General features: G+C 42.9%; 14 protein-coding genes. 4 read left to right on the top strand and 10 right to left on the bottom strand.

Annotated elements, in window-relative coordinates; genetic code table 11:
* Positions 1 to 8: 8 nt before the first annotated feature.
* The 3 genes from QOS07_RS00985 to QOS07_RS00975 all read right to left on the bottom strand — a co-directional run bounded on the left by QOS07_RS00985 (position 9) and on the right by QOS07_RS00975 (position 3,557).
* Positions 9 to 1,406 carry an SLC13 family permease gene (locus QOS07_RS00985; protein ID WP_078009071.1) on the bottom strand — a complete coding sequence of 466 codons (1,398 nt, stop codon included), beginning with the start codon at positions 1,404 to 1,406 and terminating at the stop codon, positions 9 to 11.
* 15 nt (positions 1,407 to 1,421) lie between these two features.
* Positions 1,422 to 2,402, bottom strand: a complete 981-nt coding sequence (locus tag QOS07_RS00980; protein ID WP_078009072.1) for a hydroxyacid dehydrogenase — start codon at positions 2,400 to 2,402, stop codon at positions 1,422 to 1,424.
* A gap of 249 nt (positions 2,403 to 2,651) precedes the next feature.
* Positions 2,652 to 3,557 (bottom strand): LysR family transcriptional regulator, encoded by a 906-nt coding sequence (locus QOS07_RS00975; RefSeq protein WP_283587153.1) that lies wholly within the window; start codon positions 3,555 to 3,557, stop codon positions 2,652 to 2,654.
* A gap of 175 nt (positions 3,558 to 3,732) precedes the next feature.
* Between QOS07_RS00975 and QOS07_RS00970 the strand changes: the two genes are divergently transcribed.
* Positions 3,733 to 5,061: an enolase C-terminal domain-like protein gene (locus tag QOS07_RS00970; RefSeq protein ID WP_283587152.1), complete on the top strand. Its 1,329-nt coding sequence runs from the start codon at positions 3,733 to 3,735 to the stop codon at positions 5,059 to 5,061.
* 249 nt (positions 5,062 to 5,310) lie between these two features.
* Positions 5,311 to 6,339 (top strand): AEC family transporter, encoded by a 1,029-nt coding sequence (locus QOS07_RS00965; protein WP_283587151.1) that lies wholly within the window; start codon positions 5,311 to 5,313, stop codon positions 6,337 to 6,339.
* Positions 6,340 to 6,422: 83 nt separating this feature from the next.
* On the opposite strand, the gene QOS07_RS00960 is transcribed toward QOS07_RS00965, so the two are convergent.
* The 3 genes from QOS07_RS00960 to QOS07_RS00950 form a co-directional block, all read right to left on the bottom strand.
* A complete protein-coding gene (locus tag QOS07_RS00960; RefSeq protein ID WP_180374486.1) occupies positions 6,423 to 7,571 on the bottom strand; it encodes a lactonase family protein in 1,149 nt (382 codons plus the stop codon).
* 23 nt (positions 7,572 to 7,594) lie between these two features.
* Positions 7,595 to 8,818, bottom strand: coding sequence for a mandelate racemase/muconate lactonizing enzyme family protein (locus QOS07_RS00955; RefSeq protein WP_283587150.1), 1,224 nt, complete (start codon positions 8,816 to 8,818; stop codon positions 7,595 to 7,597).
* Positions 8,819 to 9,056: 238 nt separating this feature from the next.
* Positions 9,057 to 10,583 carry a UxaA family hydrolase gene (locus QOS07_RS00950; RefSeq protein ID WP_078009078.1) on the bottom strand — a complete coding sequence of 509 codons (1,527 nt, stop codon included), beginning with the start codon at positions 10,581 to 10,583 and terminating at the stop codon, positions 9,057 to 9,059.
* A gap of 259 nt (positions 10,584 to 10,842) precedes the next feature.
* Here QOS07_RS00950 and QOS07_RS00945 point away from each other — a divergent pair, with 259 nt between their 5' ends.
* Entirely contained in the window at positions 10,843 to 12,180 is a 1,338-nt protein-coding gene (locus QOS07_RS00945) for a gluconate:H+ symporter (RefSeq protein ID WP_078009079.1), read from the top strand.
* A 185-nt stretch (positions 12,181 to 12,365) separates the two neighbouring features.
* Here the strand turns inward: QOS07_RS00945 and efp are convergent, their stop codons facing one another.
* The 3 genes from efp to QOS07_RS00930 form a co-directional block, all read right to left on the bottom strand.
* A complete protein-coding gene (gene efp, locus QOS07_RS00940; RefSeq protein WP_283587149.1) occupies positions 12,366 to 12,923 on the bottom strand; it encodes an elongation factor P in 558 nt (185 codons plus the stop codon).
* A gap of 220 nt (positions 12,924 to 13,143) precedes the next feature.
* Positions 13,144 to 14,184, bottom strand: coding sequence for a zinc-dependent alcohol dehydrogenase family protein (locus tag QOS07_RS00935; protein ID WP_283587148.1), 1,041 nt, complete (start codon positions 14,182 to 14,184; stop codon positions 13,144 to 13,146).
* A gap of 97 nt (positions 14,185 to 14,281) precedes the next feature.
* Entirely contained in the window at positions 14,282 to 15,367 is a 1,086-nt protein-coding gene (locus QOS07_RS00930; RefSeq protein ID WP_283587147.1) for an Ldh family oxidoreductase, read from the bottom strand.
* A 475-nt stretch (positions 15,368 to 15,842) separates the two neighbouring features.
* Between QOS07_RS00930 and QOS07_RS00925 the strand changes: the two genes are divergently transcribed.
* Positions 15,843 to 17,258 (top strand): glycoside-pentoside-hexuronide (GPH):cation symporter, encoded by a 1,416-nt coding sequence (locus tag QOS07_RS00925; RefSeq protein WP_283587146.1) that lies wholly within the window; start codon positions 15,843 to 15,845, stop codon positions 17,256 to 17,258.
* Positions 17,259 to 17,368: 110 nt separating this feature from the next.
* Here the strand turns inward: QOS07_RS00925 and QOS07_RS00920 are convergent, their stop codons facing one another.
* The gene (locus QOS07_RS00920; protein ID WP_283587145.1) at positions 17,369 to 18,487 is read right to left on the bottom strand and encodes an ROK family transcriptional regulator; all 1,119 of its coding nucleotides are present in this window, start codon (positions 18,485 to 18,487) and stop codon (positions 17,369 to 17,371) included.
* Positions 18,488 to 18,635 lie beyond the last annotated feature (148 nt).

Below are 18,635 nucleotides of genomic sequence, written 5' to 3'. Positions count from 1 at the left end.
TGTCTAATTTATGCTAATCCGAGAAGTTTCCATACTGGGACACAGCAAAGCAAACCAATAATGTTTAAGATCATGTACCCACATGATGACTTTGCATATGCCAACCGCGTCGCCATACTATCATTAACAGCGGCAATCCCGGTTAAGAATGGTGGATCCATGTAAGGCATTAACCAAATCATCGTACTGGTAGTAACAATTAAAACAATAATTGCTGGGCTGAAACTTAAAGTACCAAAGAATGGCAGCAAAGCAAGAATAATTAAAGTACCAGTAGAAATCAATGATACAACAACAAACTTGAATAGGTAGATAACAATTGAAAGAACAATTACCGTTACCCAAACGTTACCAAGCATTGGTCCAATTACTGGCTTAAGAAGAACACGGAGCCAATCAGTTAATCCGACCGTCTTCATTACATTTCCCAGTGACATAACTGTTCCGATGAATACCAAGATGTTCCAGGCAATCCGGTTACGGAAGTCGTCAGGTGTGAAGACTTTGCATGCGGTCAATACTGAAACAGCAACTAAGGCACTAACTGCAGCTGGAATATTAATTACCGTTTCAAGGATCCAGAAGATAATGCAAATAAAGATAACTGCCGCGGTAATCTTTTCTTCCTTCTTCATTGGTCCGAGCTTTTGTAGCTGCTTATTAATGAATTCCTTTGAAACCTTTTTGTCGTCTTTTGGCCGGAAAAGGATTTGGAGCATGAAGTAACCTAAGATCAAAATGATCAAGGTCCATGGTAATAGCATAATGAACCAATTACCCCAGCTTAGCGTCTTTTGGATATGTACTGGTAATAATCCACGGAAGGCGTAGTTTTGAGCAGTAGCTGACAAGAAACTGGCTTCCATTACCAAGAAGCCCCAGATAGCAGCCATAAATAAACCGGAACTAGCCTTGCTCTTTGGCTTGTACCCCAAGGCATTACTCATCCCTTGAGCAATTGGTGTACTCATTGCGGACTTTGGGTGAGCACTAGGAATCAATGGTGAAATGATCGTCCCAGCTACAAGCAAAGCGGCGGTCTGCCCAGCAAAGTTGGCGGGAAACAAGGACATAACCTTATATGCAATCCGCTTAACTAGGCCAGTCTTAACGGCAGCAGCACCTAAAGCCAAGCCTGCAACAATGATCCACATGGTATCAGTGTTAAAAATATTAAAAGCAAGCTTAAAATCAGTTGCCCCTAAGATAACCCATGAAGAAGCCATCAGCAAACCAGTTGCATAATTAGGAATAACATTAAAAATCCAGAAAATGTTAGCTGTAACTAGCGATGCCAACACAACCATTCCAGCGTGACTTAACCCCGCTGGCGTCGGAATAACAAATGCAATTATTACACCCAGGACTATTCCAACAATCCCGGAAATTAATTTCAGGTGTTTCATAAAACTCAATCCTCTTTATTTTTTAAACACATCAGGGTTTACTGGAAATTCAGGCATCTTACCATTACTAAAGTCAATAATTGCTTGGGCAGCACCACGACCTAACGCTTCGTTAGCTTCCTTGGTTGTACCAGCAATATGGCTTGTCATAATCAGGTGCTTTGCGGTAAATAATGGGTTATCTGGAGCTGGCGGTTCAGGGTTGAATGAATCAAGTGCAGCACCGGCAATTTCGCCACTATTTAAGGCTTCTGCGAGGTCATGCTCATTTACAATTCCACCACGAGCAGAATTAATGATAAAGGCCGTCTTCTTCATTTTGGCTAATTGCTCCTTGGCAACCATGTTTTCAGTTTGTGGTGTCAAAGGAACATGGAGTGAAATAAAGTCAGCAATTGGGTAAATATCATCCATGTTTTCATACAACTTAACCGGTGCATTCTTAGCAAATGGATCATAGCCAATTACCTTCATCCCAAAGGCCTCGGCTAACTTAACCAATTCTTGACCAATCTTACCAAGGCCAACAATTGCTAACGTTTTACCCTTTAATTGGTGGCCAATAATCCCATACTTACGGGAGAAGTTTGGCAGTGAGCCATCATCAGCAAGTTCATCCTTCTTATCGTGAAGGAGTTGGTCATCTTCCTTGATTTTTTGCGATAGCATCAGCATAGTCGTAATTGCGTATTCTGCAACTGAAAATGCATTGGCACCATTAACCTTAGCAACCAAAACGTTATCCTTAGTTGCAGCATCAACATCAACGTTGTTAATCCCCGTACCATTACGAGAAATAATCTTTAATTCTTTCCCAGCATCAATTACTTCTGCCGGTAATTCAGAAGAACGCATAATAACCGCATAAGCATCGGCAATCTCTTTCTTCATCGTTTCAACATCAGTTCCCGCGGAAACTTTAACTTCGAACCCGTTGTCCTTTAGCAGTTGAATACCAGCATCATCAATTTTTTCACTCAATAACACCTTTTTCATAATTTTTCCTCCTCAAGTTTCTGGAACTCATCTACAGTTTTTATTCTAGTGAAAGATTTCACCTTTTAACAGTTACTAATTGGACACCACGTGAACTAGTTCAAACTTTCGCTCTCAAATCACTATCGCCAACGAGTATTTCTACTATTACTATTTAATGTAAGGATTGTGAATTCTTTACCAAGAAGTGAAATGAGAGCGGCTCCAAAATCCAGCAAAGCTGAATAATGGAGCCGCTCTTTTAAACGGTTAATTATCCTTAATTAATTTCACTAGTTCTTGAAGATAAGGATTATCATTACTTGGATTGTAGTAGAAAGTTGATGAATAGAAATCATTAACATCCCCTTCAAGCTTCAAGAATTTTAACATTGGGTTCCGCTGTTCCTCAATCGTAATAAATGGACTCGGATAAAAGCCAATTCCTTGGTTTGCAGCGACACGAATATTCCGCTGCTCCAGCGAACTTGCCCGCATAATTGTGTCTTTCCGGATTCCCTTGCCAAACTTATCCAAGAAGACCTTTTTAAGAAAATCGGATTCATACGGTGAATAGTAGTAAATTGGATAGTCGGCAATATCTTCCAGGGTAATAGCATTCTTCTTTGACAGCGGGTTAAGAATGCTTATCCCCACTAATAACGAGCCACGCTCAAGTTCAATTTGCTTTAACGCTCTAAACTTTTCATTTGGAAAATCATCGAGCGCGTAGTAAGGGGCAATTGCAAAATCGAGAGCCCCCTTTTCCAAAAGACTGTGAAAGTGGCGACCACTCTCTTCCTGAAATTCTAACTTGATATGCGGGTGTAGCTGAATAAATGGTCTCAACACTCGTTGCAAAATAATTTCCTGGTCAGCAGAAGAAAAGCCGATTTTTAATTTTTCTTCCCGACTTTCGCGTTCACTTTGAATCCGCATCAGTTCGTCATCATAAATATTCACAATATCCTGTGCAGCAATAATAAAACTCTTACCTTGTTCAGTAAGTTCCGTATTATTACGTTGACGAACAAAGAGTTTGACCTTTAACTCATTTTCCAGTTGGTCCATCTGTTTAGAAACCGCCCGTGGTGATAAGAACAATCGCTCAGCAGCTGATTTAAAACTACCTGTTTTGACAATAATTAAAAAAGTTTTCAGTCGATTGATTTCCATTACGATCCACCTTATATTAGGTTTTCTCTCTTATCTTGTAGTCATTTTAACATACTTCATTGTAGATGAACTAGCAGTTCACCTTACAGACTAAGAGTTACTGTTTTTTCAGTTCAATCTTACATATAATAAAATTGTAAAATTTGTTAACAAAATCACAAAAGGAGTCTTTTTTATGTCCATTCCTAAAATTACAAAGATGGAAGTTTATCCCGTTGCTGGTTACGATAGCATGCTACTTAATTTAAGTGGTGCACACGGCCCCTTCTTTACCAGAAATATTGTTATCCTAACTACTGACGAAGGGCAACAGGGAGTTGGTGAAGTACCAGGTGGCGAGAAGATCACCAAGACTCTTGAAGAATCAAAGGACTTAGTCGTTGGCACAACTATCGGTCAATACAAGGAAGTCCTCCAAAAGGTCCGGAAACAATTTGCCTACCTTGATAAGGGTGGTCGTGGTAATCAAACCTTTGACCAACGAATCATGGTCCACGCTGAAACTGCAATTGAAACTGCCTACCTCGACTTATTAGGAAAACACCTTCACGTTCCCGTTGCCGCCCTTCTTGGCGATGGTCAACAACGTGAAAAAGTTGGTGTCCTCGGTTACCTCTTCTGGGTTGGTGATAGTTCCAAGACTGACCTTCCATACCTTCAAGACGATGACAATTCAGATGACTGGGGTAAGCTTCGCCGTAAACCAGCTACTGATATCGACTCATTAGTAAAACTAGCTAAGGCTGCTTACAAGCGCTATGGTTTCAAGACCTTCAAGCTAAAGGGTGGTGTCTTTGATGGCGAAAAGGAAGTTGCTGCAATGAAGGCACTTCACGAAGCATTCCCTGATGCCAAGCTTGACCTTGATCCTAATGGTGGTTGGAGCTTGAAACAAGCACTTCACTATGCTAATGAATTAAAGGGTGTGCTTCACTACATTGAAGACCCAGCTGGTGCTGAAGATGGCTTCTCCGGTCGTGAAATTTTATCTGAGTTCCAAAAGCTTACCCACATGCCAGTAGCTACAAACATGGTAGATACTGATTGGCGGCAAATGTCAGCAGCAATTGCCCTCAACGCGGTTTCAATTCCACTTGCTGACCCACACTTCTGGACAATGGAAGGGGCCGTCCGGGTTGCTCAATTATGTAATGAATTCGACCTTAACTGGGGTGTTCACTCCAACAACCACTTTGACATTTCCCTAGCAATGGTTGCCAATGCAGCAGCTGCTGCTCCAGGAACTGTTTACGATGTTGATACCCACTGGATTTGGCAAGATGGCCAAAATCTCACTAAGAACCCTTACAAGATTGTTGATGGTCAGATCACTGTTCCACGTACCAACGAAGGTTTAGGAGTGGAAATCGACATGGACGCTATTTTAAAGGCACACCAACTTTATGTTGATAACCACCTCGGTGCCCGTAACGATGCCAAGGCAATGCAATACCTTATTCCTGGTTGGAAGTTTGATCCAAAGCGTCCAGCAATGGTTCGTTAATTTAACTTTTGAATAATTTCGTATCTGTTTAAGGGGGAACGAGACAGAAGTCGGTTACAACTTCGTTTTTCGAGGCGAAGCTAGTCACTGTGAGTCCCCGTAAATACAAATAGGGATCTAGAGTTCGGCTTTCCGGACTTTAGATCCCATTTATGTACCGCGTCATTTATTTTTTTGATCTACGTTGTCACAAGTCACTTACTTATAGCGTTCCACTTGTACATATCCTACCAATTAGGAGCAAACATTATGAGTATTAACAATACAATCACAACTATTATTAGCAATCACCAGGTTACTGGAACAATTGCTGCAGTTATCTTAATTACACTGGCCGGCTATTTTCTAACCCTCCAGAAGGTATTTTCTAAAGCCTTCGAAGAACAAATAACCAAGTTAATATTAACCTTATCGGTACCCGCTCTTTCCTTTATTTCATTTATGCAACCACTAAATCGGCAACTCCTCAGCGAAGGAATTACCATTATTTGTTGGGGATTTTTTCTTTATGTTGCTCTCCTTGTTATTGCTCCACTAGCGTACTTCTTTCTCAGTGATCACTTCAAAAGAAAAGTTCTGGGAATAATTACTGTTTTTGGTTCAACAACCATTTTTGGTTTACCCATTGCGGGAGCTATTTATGGGGCTAAGGGGATAATCTATGCCTCACTGTTTAATATTGCCTACCGACTTCTGCTCTATACCTACGTGAATATTGTTATGGCCCACCAGAGGTTGCAACGTGGCACTCTTCGGCAAATAATTTTAAACCCAATTGTAATTGCAACACTGCTTGGCCTGTTCTGTTGGTTATGTCAAGATTGGGCACCACAGATAATCATCAACCACCAGAGCGTTGCTTTCTTTAGAATTGATCAGACGGCCAGTTGGCTATACCAGTCACTTAAATACCTTGCCGACCTAACCGCTCCTTTATCATGGCTTATTATCGGCTGCACACTTGGTCAGCTCCCACTTAAGCAAATCATTTTTGACAAACTAGCTTGGTATTATGCAGTGCTTAAGTCACTCGTTGTCCCCTTAATTTGTCTGCTTATTCTTTTATTAAGCCAGCATTATCAAGTTTTTGCAATCAGCAACGTTGCAATTGCAACTGCTGTTTTATTAATGATTTCTCCTACCTCTACCATCCCCGTTGCCTACTCAATTAGTTATAACTGCTTCCCAGAAATAACAGCAAAGTGCTCTATGATTTCTAATATTTCTTCGATCATCTCCCTCCCATTTTGGGTTGGCGCTCTAAGTCTCCTCCATTAAAAAAGGTCGTGACAAAACTCAATTCAGTTCTGTCGCGACTTTTTTGCGCTGTTATTTGTTTTTATAAGGGAAGTTTCAAGTGTTTATGCAAAGAAGTCAGTAGCTTCAAGTACCCGTACACATGCATCATGCTTAATGCCTTCTTGTGCAATTGACAGATAGCCAGTTTCAGGGTCCCGCTTGAAAAGTACTAATTCATGTGACATTTGGTTGGCAACCAACATAAAGTCACCATTCTTGCTCAAGTCAAAGTCACGTGGTGAAACACCGTTAGTCTTAATCGTCTGAATTTTTTCAAGGTGTGCACCACCGTCAATTACCCGGTAAACTGCCAGTGAATTGTGACCACGGTTAGATGAGTAAACGAACTTACCATCAGCAGATACCCGAATACCAGCTGATTGGTTATGACCAGCAAAGCCTTCTGGAATATTAGAGTAACTTGCAATCCGACTCAATGAACCAGTCTCTGGATCATATTTAACAACGGCGGTCCGACTACCAACTTCATTTAAGACATAGATGTAGTTATTGGTATTTTCGTTAAAGGCCAACTGACGAGGACCAAATCCAGCTTCAGTCTTGTATTCAAAGACTTTACTTAAGCTAGCGTCATCATTTACATCGTAAACCAACAGCTTGTCAGCACCCAAGGAGCAAACGATCAGGCGACCATCAGGAAGGAGCCGGGTAAAGTGAATATGCGCTGCATCCTGAACAGCCTTTGGTCCCCGGCCTTCGATTGGATAACGGTGTGATTCAACAAATTGGTAATTGTCGTCAAGCTTCCAAGTCAGAATGGCATTCGTGTTGTAGTTAGCAGCAAAGACCATCTTGCGCTTATCATCAAGGTAAACATATGAAGGAACGGTGTACTTTAATTCATTCCAGTAGTACAGGTGGTCAAAGTAGTTATATGCTTCGTAGCTACCCTTTACAGATTGGTCCAGCATCGATTCTGAAATTAATTTACCCTTGCCAGTTTGTGGGTCAAAGTCGATAATTCCCACACCACCGGTCTCGTCGTTTTTAGTCATTACTACTGCAATCTTGTGGTCCTTGATGGAGTAGTTAAAGAATGCAGGGTTTTCAAGCTTCGTTACTAAGCTAATATCCGTAATTTCACCCTTATCAGTATCAAGCGTAGCAGAGTAAATACCTTCTGAATTATTGTGCTTGCCACCAGTGTAACTATCTGCGGTGTAACCACCAAGTAAGAACTTATCTTCCATGATTTTTCCTCCTATTGACATAATTAATCAATTGTTTGAACGAGACTTTGCTTAATAATTTCTGGCTTTAATTCTTGACCAATACCTGGCCGGTCAGGAACCTTTACCTGACCATTTACCGGAATCAGGTCGTCATAAACAGCAGCGGCACGATCCTTAGTGTACATTGCCCGCTGGTAAACTTCATGAATGTAGAAGTTTGGAATAACTGCTTCAACTTGTAGTGCAGCAGCAATAGCGATTGGTGAACCACAAACGTGAACCTGTGCATTAATATCGTACGTATATGCCATGTCACAGATCTTCTTTGTTTCAGTAATTCCACCAGCAAGAGTCAAGTCTGGTTGAACGATATCAATTGACCGGTCTTCAAGCATTTGCCGGAAGCCCCACCGGGTAAATGTCCGCTCACCACCAGCAATTGCCATATCTTCAGGCATGTTGTCACGAACAATCTTGTAGAAGTTAGGATTCATTGGGTCAACCGGTTCTTCGTAATACAAGATGTTTAATGGTTCGAATGCATGAGCGTATTCAATTGCTGCGGTTGTATCAGTATTTGCATGCATATCAATAATGATGTCAAAGTCTGGGCCAACCGCATCACGAATTGCCTTAACCCGGTCATACGCGATCTTAATTTCACGGTGATTTAATGGTCCCCGTGTATTCCACGGCTTCTGTGGGTCATCCCCCCACATGATTGGATCAAATTTCAATGCTGTAAAGCCTTCAGCCTTCACCCGCCGTGCAACATCTGCATATTCTTCAGGAGTTGATAACTTTGGTAACTTTGGATCTGGTGCCTCTCCCCAGTTATATTGCAGTTGGCTAGCATAAGCACGAAGGTTGTCATTCGTCTTGCCGCCTAACAATTGGTAAACTGGCGTCTTGTAGTACTTACCCTTGATATCCCATAAGGCAATATCAATCGCACTAATTGCGGCGTTAGGAACAACACCACCGGCAATTCCCCAGTAAGTTGTCCGTTGCAGCTTATCCCAAATACCTTCAATATTCATTGGATCATCACCGATAATGGTGTGGGCAAAGTCCTGAACCATTCCGTAACCGGCACGCCAGCCTTTACCGTAAGCCAAACCTGCTTCACCAAAGCCGGAAATACCTTCATCGGTGTTAATCCGGACGATAATTGGTGACCAGTCTTCGGTTGATCCTCCACCGTTTCCACTAAAACTAACGTCTGGAGAAGGAATCTTCATTACATCAACACTTGTAATCTTCATGATTATCCTCCCTATATTTTGCACATCGCAATTTAATTATTTAGTAGAGAAAGCTTTTTCTTACTGTCTTTATCATAGTGATATTCTTCACGATTGAACAGGTACAATCAATTCATCACGAGAACAGAAATCACCCATAAAATTACCATTAGAAAATAAAAATTTTGTGAGGGAACAAACAAAAAGAGCGTAGAAAAGAAGGTGTCAACGGCTTCTTTTCTACGACTCATTTCATGAATTATGACATAGGAGCTGGATTAAACAGAACCATATCGTTGTATAGCTTAAGTGATTCGGCAACACTCTTCTTCTTGCCACTCGCAACATCAAGAATATAATTAAACAGCTCAGTTCCTACCTCTTCAACGGTCTTTTCTCCCGTTGCAATTGTCCCGGCGTTAATATCGATTAAGTCTTCCCAGAACTTCTTGAGATCTGTCCGGGTACATACCTTAATTACTGGTGCGGCCTCAAGGTTGTAAGGTGTTCCCCGGCCTGTTACAAATACTTCTAGTCCCATCCCGGATGCCAGTTGCATCGGACCAACCACAAAGTCTCCTGCTGGGGTGGCATTAAAGATCAAGCCACGCTTAGAAGGAATTTCACCTGCAGAAATAACTTCAGCAATTGGTGCAGAACCGGACTTAGCAATCGAGCCCATGGACTTTTCAACAATTGTTGATAATCCACCTTTCCGGTTACCAGGTGTTGGATTAGCAGACCGGTCAACCCCACCGGCGGCAAGGTAGTTGTCATACCACGACATCTCCTTGATTAACTTATTGCAGTTTGGTTGGTCTGGAATCCGCCGGGCAATGAACTGAACACCATCACGGACTTCGCTGACTTCAGAGAACATAGTAGTACCACCACCAGCGACAATTAAGTCGGAGGCATAACCAGCACTTGTATTCCCGGTAACACCAGAGAAGGCATCAGAACCACCACACTGGAACCCAACATTAAGCTTGGATAGTGGCTGCTCGGTCCGCTTCCGCTGGTTCAACACTTTCAGTTTCTTTTCCGCCATCTTCATAATGGCGTCAATCATGTTTGGAAAGCCACTGTAATTTTGGAGAAGCATGAAGTTATCATCGTTAACCTGGTCTTTATCTACCAGCATTTCCGGTTGTAGCTTCTCACAACCAAGCCCAACCATCATAATTTGGCCACCAAAGTTAGGATTCTTCATAATATTGCGCAATTCGCGAATCGGCACCCGTGCTTCCTTGGCATTGATTGCAACCCCACAACCGTAGCCATGACGGATTAACACAATATCGTCAACGTTCGGATATTTTGGCAGCACCTCTTGCTTTAACCGATCAACAGCCCGTTGGCAAATGCCGGCGACGCATTGGACTGTTGTCATAATTCCGAGAATATTTCTTGTACCAGCATATTGGCAGCCGGGAACATCATACCCCATCCATGTTGTCCGGGCTGGTTTAGGCAATTCATCTAGGCTCTTAATATTTTTACCATATTCCTTCTTTAGTTCTTTCAGGTCTGGGGACGGCGGTAAAATCAAGGAATTTTCATTTACCCAGTCACCGGCCTTAATGTCATCCTTAGCATAACCAAGAACAACACCATACCGCATTACTGGTTGACCCTTAGGAATATCGGCTAAGGCCACCTTATGTGCTTGTGGAATCTTTGTATTAGCAGTTACCTTTCCTAAAGCAACTTCACCCGGTTGCAGCTCATGTAGTGCAATGGCAACGTTGTCTTCAGGACGCATTTTTACGACATTAACTTCCATTGTCTGTCTCTCCTAACGAACAAAATGTTCAAACTATGAAGCGTTTACATTTATATTATAGTTCGTCGGTTCACAAATGATTGGTACGTTTAGTTCACGTGATGAACTTACTAAGAGGCCTCTAATAGCACGCCATTGCTGTAATTGACCACTTCGGTTCACCTGGTGAACTAGCTGTAACTGTGTTCATGTGTTTTTGTTCACTATACTAAAAGTGTAAATTGTTAACTGCTGCACAAAGACGATTGGGGTTTTAATTATGTCTATTCTAATAATGCTAATCGGGGTAGCACTACTATTCCTGCTAATTATTAAATTTCGGATGAATACATTTGTTTCACTCCTAATTGTTTCCTTAGCGGTTGGGTTATGCCTCGGAATTCCATGGATGAAGTTACCGACCGTTGTTGAAAAGGGGATTGGTGACCAGGTTGGCCACTTAGCAATTATTTTTGGTCTTGGCGCAATGCTGGGACAATTAATTTCTGATTCTGGTGCTGGTTTCCAGATTGCCAATACCTTTACTGAAAAATTTGGCCGTAAGTATATCGAATTGGCAGTTGTACTTACCTCATTTATTATTGGTTTAGCAATGTTCTTTGAAGTTGGCCTAGTAATCCTACTGCCAATTATTTATGCGATTGCAGTTGAACTTGACGTTGCCTTCCTTTACTTAGCACTGCCAATGGCCGTTGCTTTAAACGTCGCCCATGCATTTCTTCCGCCGCACCCATCACCGGTTGCGGTCGCTGGAATCTTACATGCTCCGCTTGGTTCTGTTCTGCTGATTGGTCTACTCTGCGCTATTCCGGTGGTTATCCTTGCCGGACCTGTTTATAACCACATTCTGATGAAGGTTTACCCTCAAGTCTACCGGAAGAACGTTAAGATCCAAGTACTAGGCAACATCCGTCAACCACATAATGATGACAACCTGCCAAGCTTTGGTACCAGTATTTTAACGGCAACGATGCCATTAATTCTAATTATTCTTGCAACCGTCATTAAGTACATCCTACCGGACAGTAATTTCATTAGTATTTTCCTGCAATTTATCGGTAGTCCTGACATGGCAATGATTCTCTCACTAATTTTGGCGATCTTTACGCTTGGCATTAAACGTGGTACCAAGATGAAAAAGATTGGCCAGTCAATGGAAAATGCCATTAAGCAAATTGCTATGATGCTCTTAATCATTGGTGGTGCTGGTGCATTTAAGCAGGTGCTTGTAACAGGTGGTGTGGCAAATGATATTTCATCATTGTTCATTCACTCCAACATTTCACCACTAATCGCTGCTTGGCTTATTCCCGCACTTCTTCACTTCTGCCTCGGTTCAACTACGGTAGCTGCCTTAACTGGTGCCGGATTGGTTGCTCCACTTGTTGCCGGTACTGGTATCAGTCCGGTACTAATGGTTCTTGCTGTCGGCGCTGGTTCAACATTCGGTGATCACGTTAACGGTGCCGGATTCTGGATGGTTAAGGAATACTTTGGCTTGAGTCTTAAAGAAGCACTGGCAACTTGGAGTGTCTTAACCTGTGTAACTTCAATCATTGGGCTATTAGTTGTCCTGTTCCTATCACTCTTTATTTGAAAATAGTAAGCATGAAAATTCAGAAAGTGGTTAAAAATATTCTCACCCCTGTTAGGTAATGTTCTAGGTTACCTAACAGGGGTATTTTTTCTCCGTGGTGCTACTGACCAGCTTGAATTAGGAATATAAAAAAATCCCCGTTACCAAAATAGTAACGGAGATTTCTATTTTATAAGACTAATAAATTAAGCACGTGACTTGTAGCTGCCATCAGTAGTGTTGATGATCAGCTTGTCACCAGTCTTGATGAAGGCTGGGACGTTAACAACTAAGCCAGTGTTCATCGTAGCAGGCTTACCACCGCCATCGATAGTGGCACCCTTGATCATTGGTTCAGTTTGAGCAACAGTCATTTCAACAGTAGTTGGTAATTCAACACCGATGATGTCACCGTTGACAAAGTTCAAAGTGATGTTCATGTTTTCTACCAGGTAGTTACGGTCATCCCCCAGTTGGTCATGTGACAGGGTGTATTGTTCGTAGTTTTCCAGGTCCATGAATACGGCAGAGTCACCTTCGTCGTAAAGGTATTGCGCATTACGCTTGTCAACGTTAACTTGTTCAACCTTTTCTGATGGACGCATAGTCGTGTGAACAATTGAACCAGTCCGTACATCTTGGATGTCCATTTGCATCAAAGTGTTACCCTTACCTGGCTTGTGGTGGTTGATTTGCAAAACCTTTAACAGCTTGCCGCCACGTTCAAATACCATACCTTTTTTCAAATCGATTGTTTGAATCATTGTAAAAACACCTTCATTATATATTTTTTCTTTGTCCGGTCTGCTTGCCGTCCATGCAGTTACCGGAACGCTTTTTACGGCCTGATCAGGCTACCAGGCCATAGCACATTATCCATTGTATCACATTCAGCCCTTTTGCTATACGCTTAATGCTGTCAATCACATAAAAAATCCGTTACCTCCATCATCTGATGAAGTAACGGATTTTTATTTTTAAGAATTAATCCATCTTAACGTAGGACTTAATAGCTTGCCGTTGGTCCATTGCCTCGTAAGCCGCTTGAATATCATCCAGGGCAAAAGTCTTAGTGAAGACCTTACCAGGATTAATTTCACCATCAAGAACAGCCTTCAAAAGCACTTCCTTGTCATAGGTGGTAACTGAAGCAGGTCCACCAGCAACAATGGTGTTCTTATAAAATGGCGTCGTCATGTCTTGCTTTGGCGTGTGTGGCAGGCCAACCCGACCAACAATTGCGCCCGGACGGCCAACCTTCATTGCAGTGTCAGTGGATTGTTCAGTCCCAACACATTCAAGTACGGCATCCGCACCAGCACCATTAGTCAAATCCATGATTGCCTTAACCGCTTCGTCACCACGAACAGCGACGTTGTCGGTTGCACCAAATTCCTTAGCAAGGGCTTGCCGATCTTCGTGACGACTAGTGGAGATAATCTTCTTAGCACCACGCATCTTGGCAGCGATAATTGCACAAAGACCAACAGCACCGTCACCCATGACTACCACTGTATCACCGGCACCAACATTAGCAACCCGGGCAGCGTGGTAACCAGTTGCCATTACATCAGCCAAGGTCAGCAGTGACTTCTTCATCCCTTCACTGTAGTCATCAGGTTGGCCAGGAATCTTAACCAATGCCCATTGACCATGTTGGAAACGAATGTATTCAGCTTGCACACCACTGGAGAAGTTGTCAGTGTGGTCTTGGCATGAACCATCAAAGCCGGCCCGGCAGGCAGCACAGTGACCGCAACCGTGGGTAAATGGTGCAATGACAAAGTCACCAGGCTTAACCGTGGTAATGTCGTCCCCCACTTCTTCAACAATTCCAATTGCTTCGTGACCGGAGTTTTCGGAATGTGCTTCAACTGGGTTGATACCCCGGAAGTTCCAGAGGTCAGAACCACAGACACAGGCACGAAGGACCTTAATAATCACGTCATCTGGTTTTTGGATGGTTGGCTTATCAACGTCCTTTAGTTCCATTTGTCCTTTACTAGCGAAAAAAGCTTTTTTCATCGTTCAAGTCTCCCTTCTATTTGTCTGAATTGTAACTAATTACGGGAGAAAAGGATAATACTTTGATTTGATCGCTAGTCATACCTTAAATGCATACTTAAATTTCTTGAGGAACCGCCACACCAAGTTCTTTCCCGATAGTTGAAATTTCCTCGTAGGTCTTGTCATCAATTGAAACGCCGCCCTGCTTATTTTCCTTCAGGTAGCGGTATTCACGGTCACCAGGAACCCAGGTCTTCTTGCCAGGAATGTGCTCAAGGCCCCGAATCCGGTTAAGCATTGCTGTTGCATCGGCCTTCAAAGTTTCTGGGTCACCGAAGAAGGCAGGGTCAAAGGCAAAGAGGAACTGGCTAAAGTCGTGCTTCCCGCTGACCGTATCGGCCGAAATAGAACCCTGGGCCAAGATCCCGGTCAATAATTCAACCACAATGGAGTTACCCATCCCCTTGTAGTTAGCATTGACTTCCTTATTACCACCAAGGGTGACCAGGCCACCGCCCCGTTGTTCGCCCTCGCTAAAGGCAGCTGTTGCCAGAATGTCTTCAGCCTCTTTCGGGTCCTTAACCACTTTCCGGTCCTTGTCTATAACCCATTCACCAGGCAATTCTTGGCCCTTCTTGTCAGCCACTTGGATCTTACCACCGGCAACGGCCGCCGTTGCACCATCAAACATGAACGGGTGTGGACTAGCGGGGAAGCCAAAGGCAAAGGCGTTTGACCCCAAGAAAGCTTGGGTGGCATTAGTTGGCACTACCAATGGCCGGGTATTTGTCAAAGCAATCCCGACTAAGCCAGCAGCAAGTGCCTTCCGGGCATAGTAACCAGCAATCCCGAAGTGGTTAGAATTCCGTACGACGGCAATCCCAACGCCGACCTTCTTTGCCTTTTCAATTACCTTATCCATGGCAAGGTTGGCAGCAATTTGTCCCATGTTTTGGTTAGCATCGACAAGAACGGAGCCCGGTAATTCACGAACTACTTTTGGTTGCTTGGTTGGGACAATCGTTCCGTCCTTAATCATCCGCCGGTACCACGCTAACCGTTGGATCCCGTGAGAGGAAATCCCCCGTAAGTCCGCATCAACCAGGGTATCGGCCAATAATTGACCATCCTGTTGAGAAAAGCCCAGCTTATCAAACACCGTCTCCAAATACTTCCGTTCGTCTTCTGCTTTTACACGCATGCTCTTCCACACCTTTCTAAATAAAAAACGTCCCCGTGCAAACTGCACAAGGACGACGACCGTGGTACCACCTATTTTCACTATTATTAATAGCCTCTAATGATGGGGTAACGGTCATCGCCCGGGAATGTAGCTTGCACCCATTCCAGTCCAATGAGTTCATTTCATGGGAACTACCAATACACCTTTCCAGCTCCCAGTGCTCTCTTTAGTCGGTACATTCTCACTACTATTCTCATCTATTTTTAATTATTTAAACTGTATTTTAATCTGATTGAGGTAAAAGTCAAGAAGCATCTTTTTAATTTTTTCTGCTCCACCCATCAATGCCTTACTTCATGCCCTTTCCGGATGTTGTTTACTAATTAATTACCAAAAATTGCTTGTAATTGAAAACGGTATCATTTACAATACAACTGTAAACAGTTTTATAAAATCGTTTTATTAAATGTATATTGGAAAAGGTCGGTTAATATTGAAAAAGTACTTTGCATACGCGTTAGGGACCTTTGGCCACGATGCGTTTTATAATACTCTCAGCATTTATTTCATGATGTTCATCACTAGCCAGCTTTTCACCAATTCAACTGATAGTAAGATGGTCGGTATTGTTACTTCAATCATCGTTATTATCCGGGTCGGTGAAATCATGTTTGACCCAATGATTGGTGGGATCGTTGATAATACGAATACCCGCTGGGGAAAGTTCCGGCCATGGATCTTTACCGGTTCACTTGTGGCCTCAATTGGGTTAGTATTTCTCTTCTCCGATTACTTTGGCCTCGCCTGGAGCAACCCAATCGTGTATTTAATCCTGCTTGCTGTTAGCTTTTTAATCATTGACGTCTTCTACTCATTTAGTGATATTGCTATTTGGTCAATGCTCCCTGCTGTCAGCATCGACAATAAGGTGCGGACTAACTTTGGAACAGCCTCACGGATTGGTTCTACTTTAGGGGCCCAAATTGTTATTGTAATTATCACTCCTGCCATTATGCTATTTTCACACCTCTTTTCTGGGGTTACAATGGGCCAGGAAACGCGTGCCGGTTGGATGGGTTACGTCCTAATCGTTGCCGTTCTCTGTACTGGTGGGGCAATTATTACCTGCTTGAATATTAAGGAACAAAAGAACCTTATCCGTTCTAATACTAAGCATACCCGCTTAAAGGATATCTTCCGTGCAATTGGTAATAACCACCAGCTGTTGTGGATTGCTGCTTCATACTTCCTATTTGCCTTTAGTTACGTTGTCACTAACTCATTATTAATGTATTACTTCACTTACCGGTTGGGGAACGCTGCGGCTTATACCTGGGTAGGTGTGATCACTTGTATTTTAGGTGTATTCTCCGTTTCACTGTACCCATTCCTTGAAAGAATAATCAAACGGAAGGCAATTTACGTTGGCGGGATTGCCTTTATGCTGATCGGCTACGTTATTTTCCTCTTTGCCGGTCAAAGTCTGCACTGGGTTTTGACCGCCGTGGCATTCTACTTTGTCCCTTACCCACTAATTTTCTTGGCCACTCTTATGACTATTACTGATAGTGTGGAATACGGTCAACTAGTCAATGGTACCCGGAACGAATCCGTTACGCTTTCCGTTCGGCCACTAATCGATAAGTTAGCCGGTGCCGCTTCTAATGGGATTGTCGGCCTTGTTGCCGTTGCCGCCGGAATGACTGGGAATGCTAAGCCAAGTGATATTAGTGCCCATGGTATTATGGAATTCAATATGTTCATGTTCTACATTCCAATCGTCTTGTTGATCATTGCGGCACTCCTATTCTTCTTTAAGGTTACACTCACTGAAGAAAAGCACGCCGAAATCGTTAAGGAACTAGAAAAGCGGCTTGAAAAGTCTAAGCAAAGCGCTAAAAATGCATAAATTTTGAAGTCTAAAAAAGCACGGGGTGCACATCCTCGAGTATAAATAGGCCCAGAGTTCGTCATTTGACGGGCTCTGGGCCTTATTTTGTGTCACGATTTCTCTATTTTTTAAATTTCCTTCAGCTTGTCATCAATAAACGGAATCGCCGCGCCGATGGCAACCGCATTATCCGCAACTGTCCCAACCCGAAGGTAGTCCTCATCTTCTGGGAAAACCGAAATCTTGTTAAGCCGGTTACGCAGTTCTTGAAGGATCTGCTGGTCGATATACTTACTCAGCCGGCCACCAATCACGATCGGAATATCAATAAACATGTGCAAATTATAAATTGCGTCCGCCAAGTAGTCTAGGTATTCCGCAAAACGCTTAACAACCTTCTCGTCTCCTTGCTTAAGACTAACAAAAAAGCTATCCAGTGTTTCCGTCTGGGCTAACAACGATGAAAGCGAGCAATAGGTTTCAATACAACCTCGACGGCCACAGTAACATTGCCGACCGTTACGGGGATTAATGCTGATATGCTCCATTGTCCCATCACGGCCCATCGTGCTCTTCAAGATCTGGCCGTCAATGATAACCGCAGTTCCAATATGCTCACCAATCGACAGGACTATTCCGTCCGTAGAATTAGCCGCGTACTCGGCAGTGGCAACACAGTCCGCATCATGGTAGAAACGAATTGGAAATGGCAGGTATTGACTAAACAAGCTGGTCTTCATCCCCGAACAGTCGAGAATTTTCCCCCATAAAACGGTACTACCGGTACTATCAATCAAGCCCTGGATCCCAATTCCAGCACCAAGTACCCGGTCTTCCTGGTAGCCATTATTTTGTAGCACCCGCAAAACATTGTTACAAAGTGCTGACGCATAGTGATCATCATTGGCAAATGGCAAGTTGACCGTACGAATTGTCAGCACTTCGTTTTTTAAATTAATTACTGCAATTGTCGCGTAGTTTTTAAATACTTCAATTCCGACACTGAGGAAGGCGTTGGGGTTAACAGAATACGCCGTTGCACGCCGCCCAATCTTGGACTCTAATTGACCATCCTTTGAAATTAATCCTTGGTCCAGCAGCTTATTGAGGTTGCTCGTAACCGTCGGCAAACTCAAGCCGAGTTCCTCAGCAATCATTTGTTTTGACAGCTTCTCGCTATCCATCAGCAAGTGGTAAATATTAGAATAGTTCGAACGCTGGATTGATTGCATCGTTTTCGTTCGCATTATGCCCCTCCCATATCTTTTTTACTTCTTTCTAGTTTAGCATAACTAGCGCCATGAAGCGATTAGTCACTATTTTTCAACTATAATTTTGGAACCGATTTCAAAAAAAGTGTTGACATTTCCTGTAAGCGGTTGTAACCTAAAAAGT

This window comes from Limosilactobacillus viscerum (genome assembly GCF_947387525.1).
GTDB lineage: Bacteria > Bacillota > Bacilli > Lactobacillales > Lactobacillaceae > Limosilactobacillus > Limosilactobacillus viscerum.
The sequence above is the reverse complement of the archived record's forward strand: the minus strand, read 5'-3'. Positions and strand labels throughout refer to the sequence as shown.

Excerpts from the sequence above, each read along its gene's own strand:
- QOS07_RS00985 (WP_078009071.1), bottom strand. The coding sequence starts at position 1,406 with ATGAAACACCTGAAATTAATTTCCGGGATTGTTGGAATAGTCCTGGGT.
- QOS07_RS00980 (WP_078009072.1), bottom strand. The coding sequence starts at position 2,402 with ATGAAAAAGGTGTTATTGAGTGAAAAAATTGATGATGCTGGTATTCAA.
- QOS07_RS00975 (WP_283587153.1), bottom strand. The coding sequence starts at position 3,557 with ATGGAAATCAATCGACTGAAAACTTTTTTAATTATTGTCAAAACAGGT.
- QOS07_RS00970 (WP_283587152.1), top strand. The coding sequence starts at position 3,733 with ATGTCCATTCCTAAAATTACAAAGATGGAAGTTTATCCCGTTGCTGGT.
- QOS07_RS00965 (WP_283587151.1), top strand. The coding sequence starts at position 5,311 with ATGAGTATTAACAATACAATCACAACTATTATTAGCAATCACCAGGTT.
- QOS07_RS00960 (WP_180374486.1), bottom strand. The coding sequence starts at position 7,571 with ATGGAAGATAAGTTCTTACTTGGTGGTTACACCGCAGATAGTTACACT.
- QOS07_RS00955 (WP_283587150.1), bottom strand. The coding sequence starts at position 8,818 with ATGAAGATTACAAGTGTTGATGTAATGAAGATTCCTTCTCCAGACGTT.
- QOS07_RS00950 (WP_078009078.1), bottom strand. The coding sequence starts at position 10,583 with ATGGAAGTTAATGTCGTAAAAATGCGTCCTGAAGACAACGTTGCCATT.
- QOS07_RS00945 (WP_078009079.1), top strand. The coding sequence starts at position 10,843 with ATGTCTATTCTAATAATGCTAATCGGGGTAGCACTACTATTCCTGCTA.
- efp (WP_283587149.1), bottom strand. The coding sequence starts at position 12,923 with ATGATTCAAACAATCGATTTGAAAAAAGGTATGGTATTTGAACGTGGC.
- QOS07_RS00935 (WP_283587148.1), bottom strand. The coding sequence starts at position 14,184 with ATGAAAAAAGCTTTTTTCGCTAGTAAAGGACAAATGGAACTAAAGGAC.
- QOS07_RS00930 (WP_283587147.1), bottom strand. The coding sequence starts at position 15,367 with ATGCGTGTAAAAGCAGAAGACGAACGGAAGTATTTGGAGACGGTGTTT.
- QOS07_RS00920 (WP_283587145.1), bottom strand. The coding sequence starts at position 18,487 with ATGCGAACGAAAACGATGCAATCAATCCAGCGTTCGAACTATTCTAAT.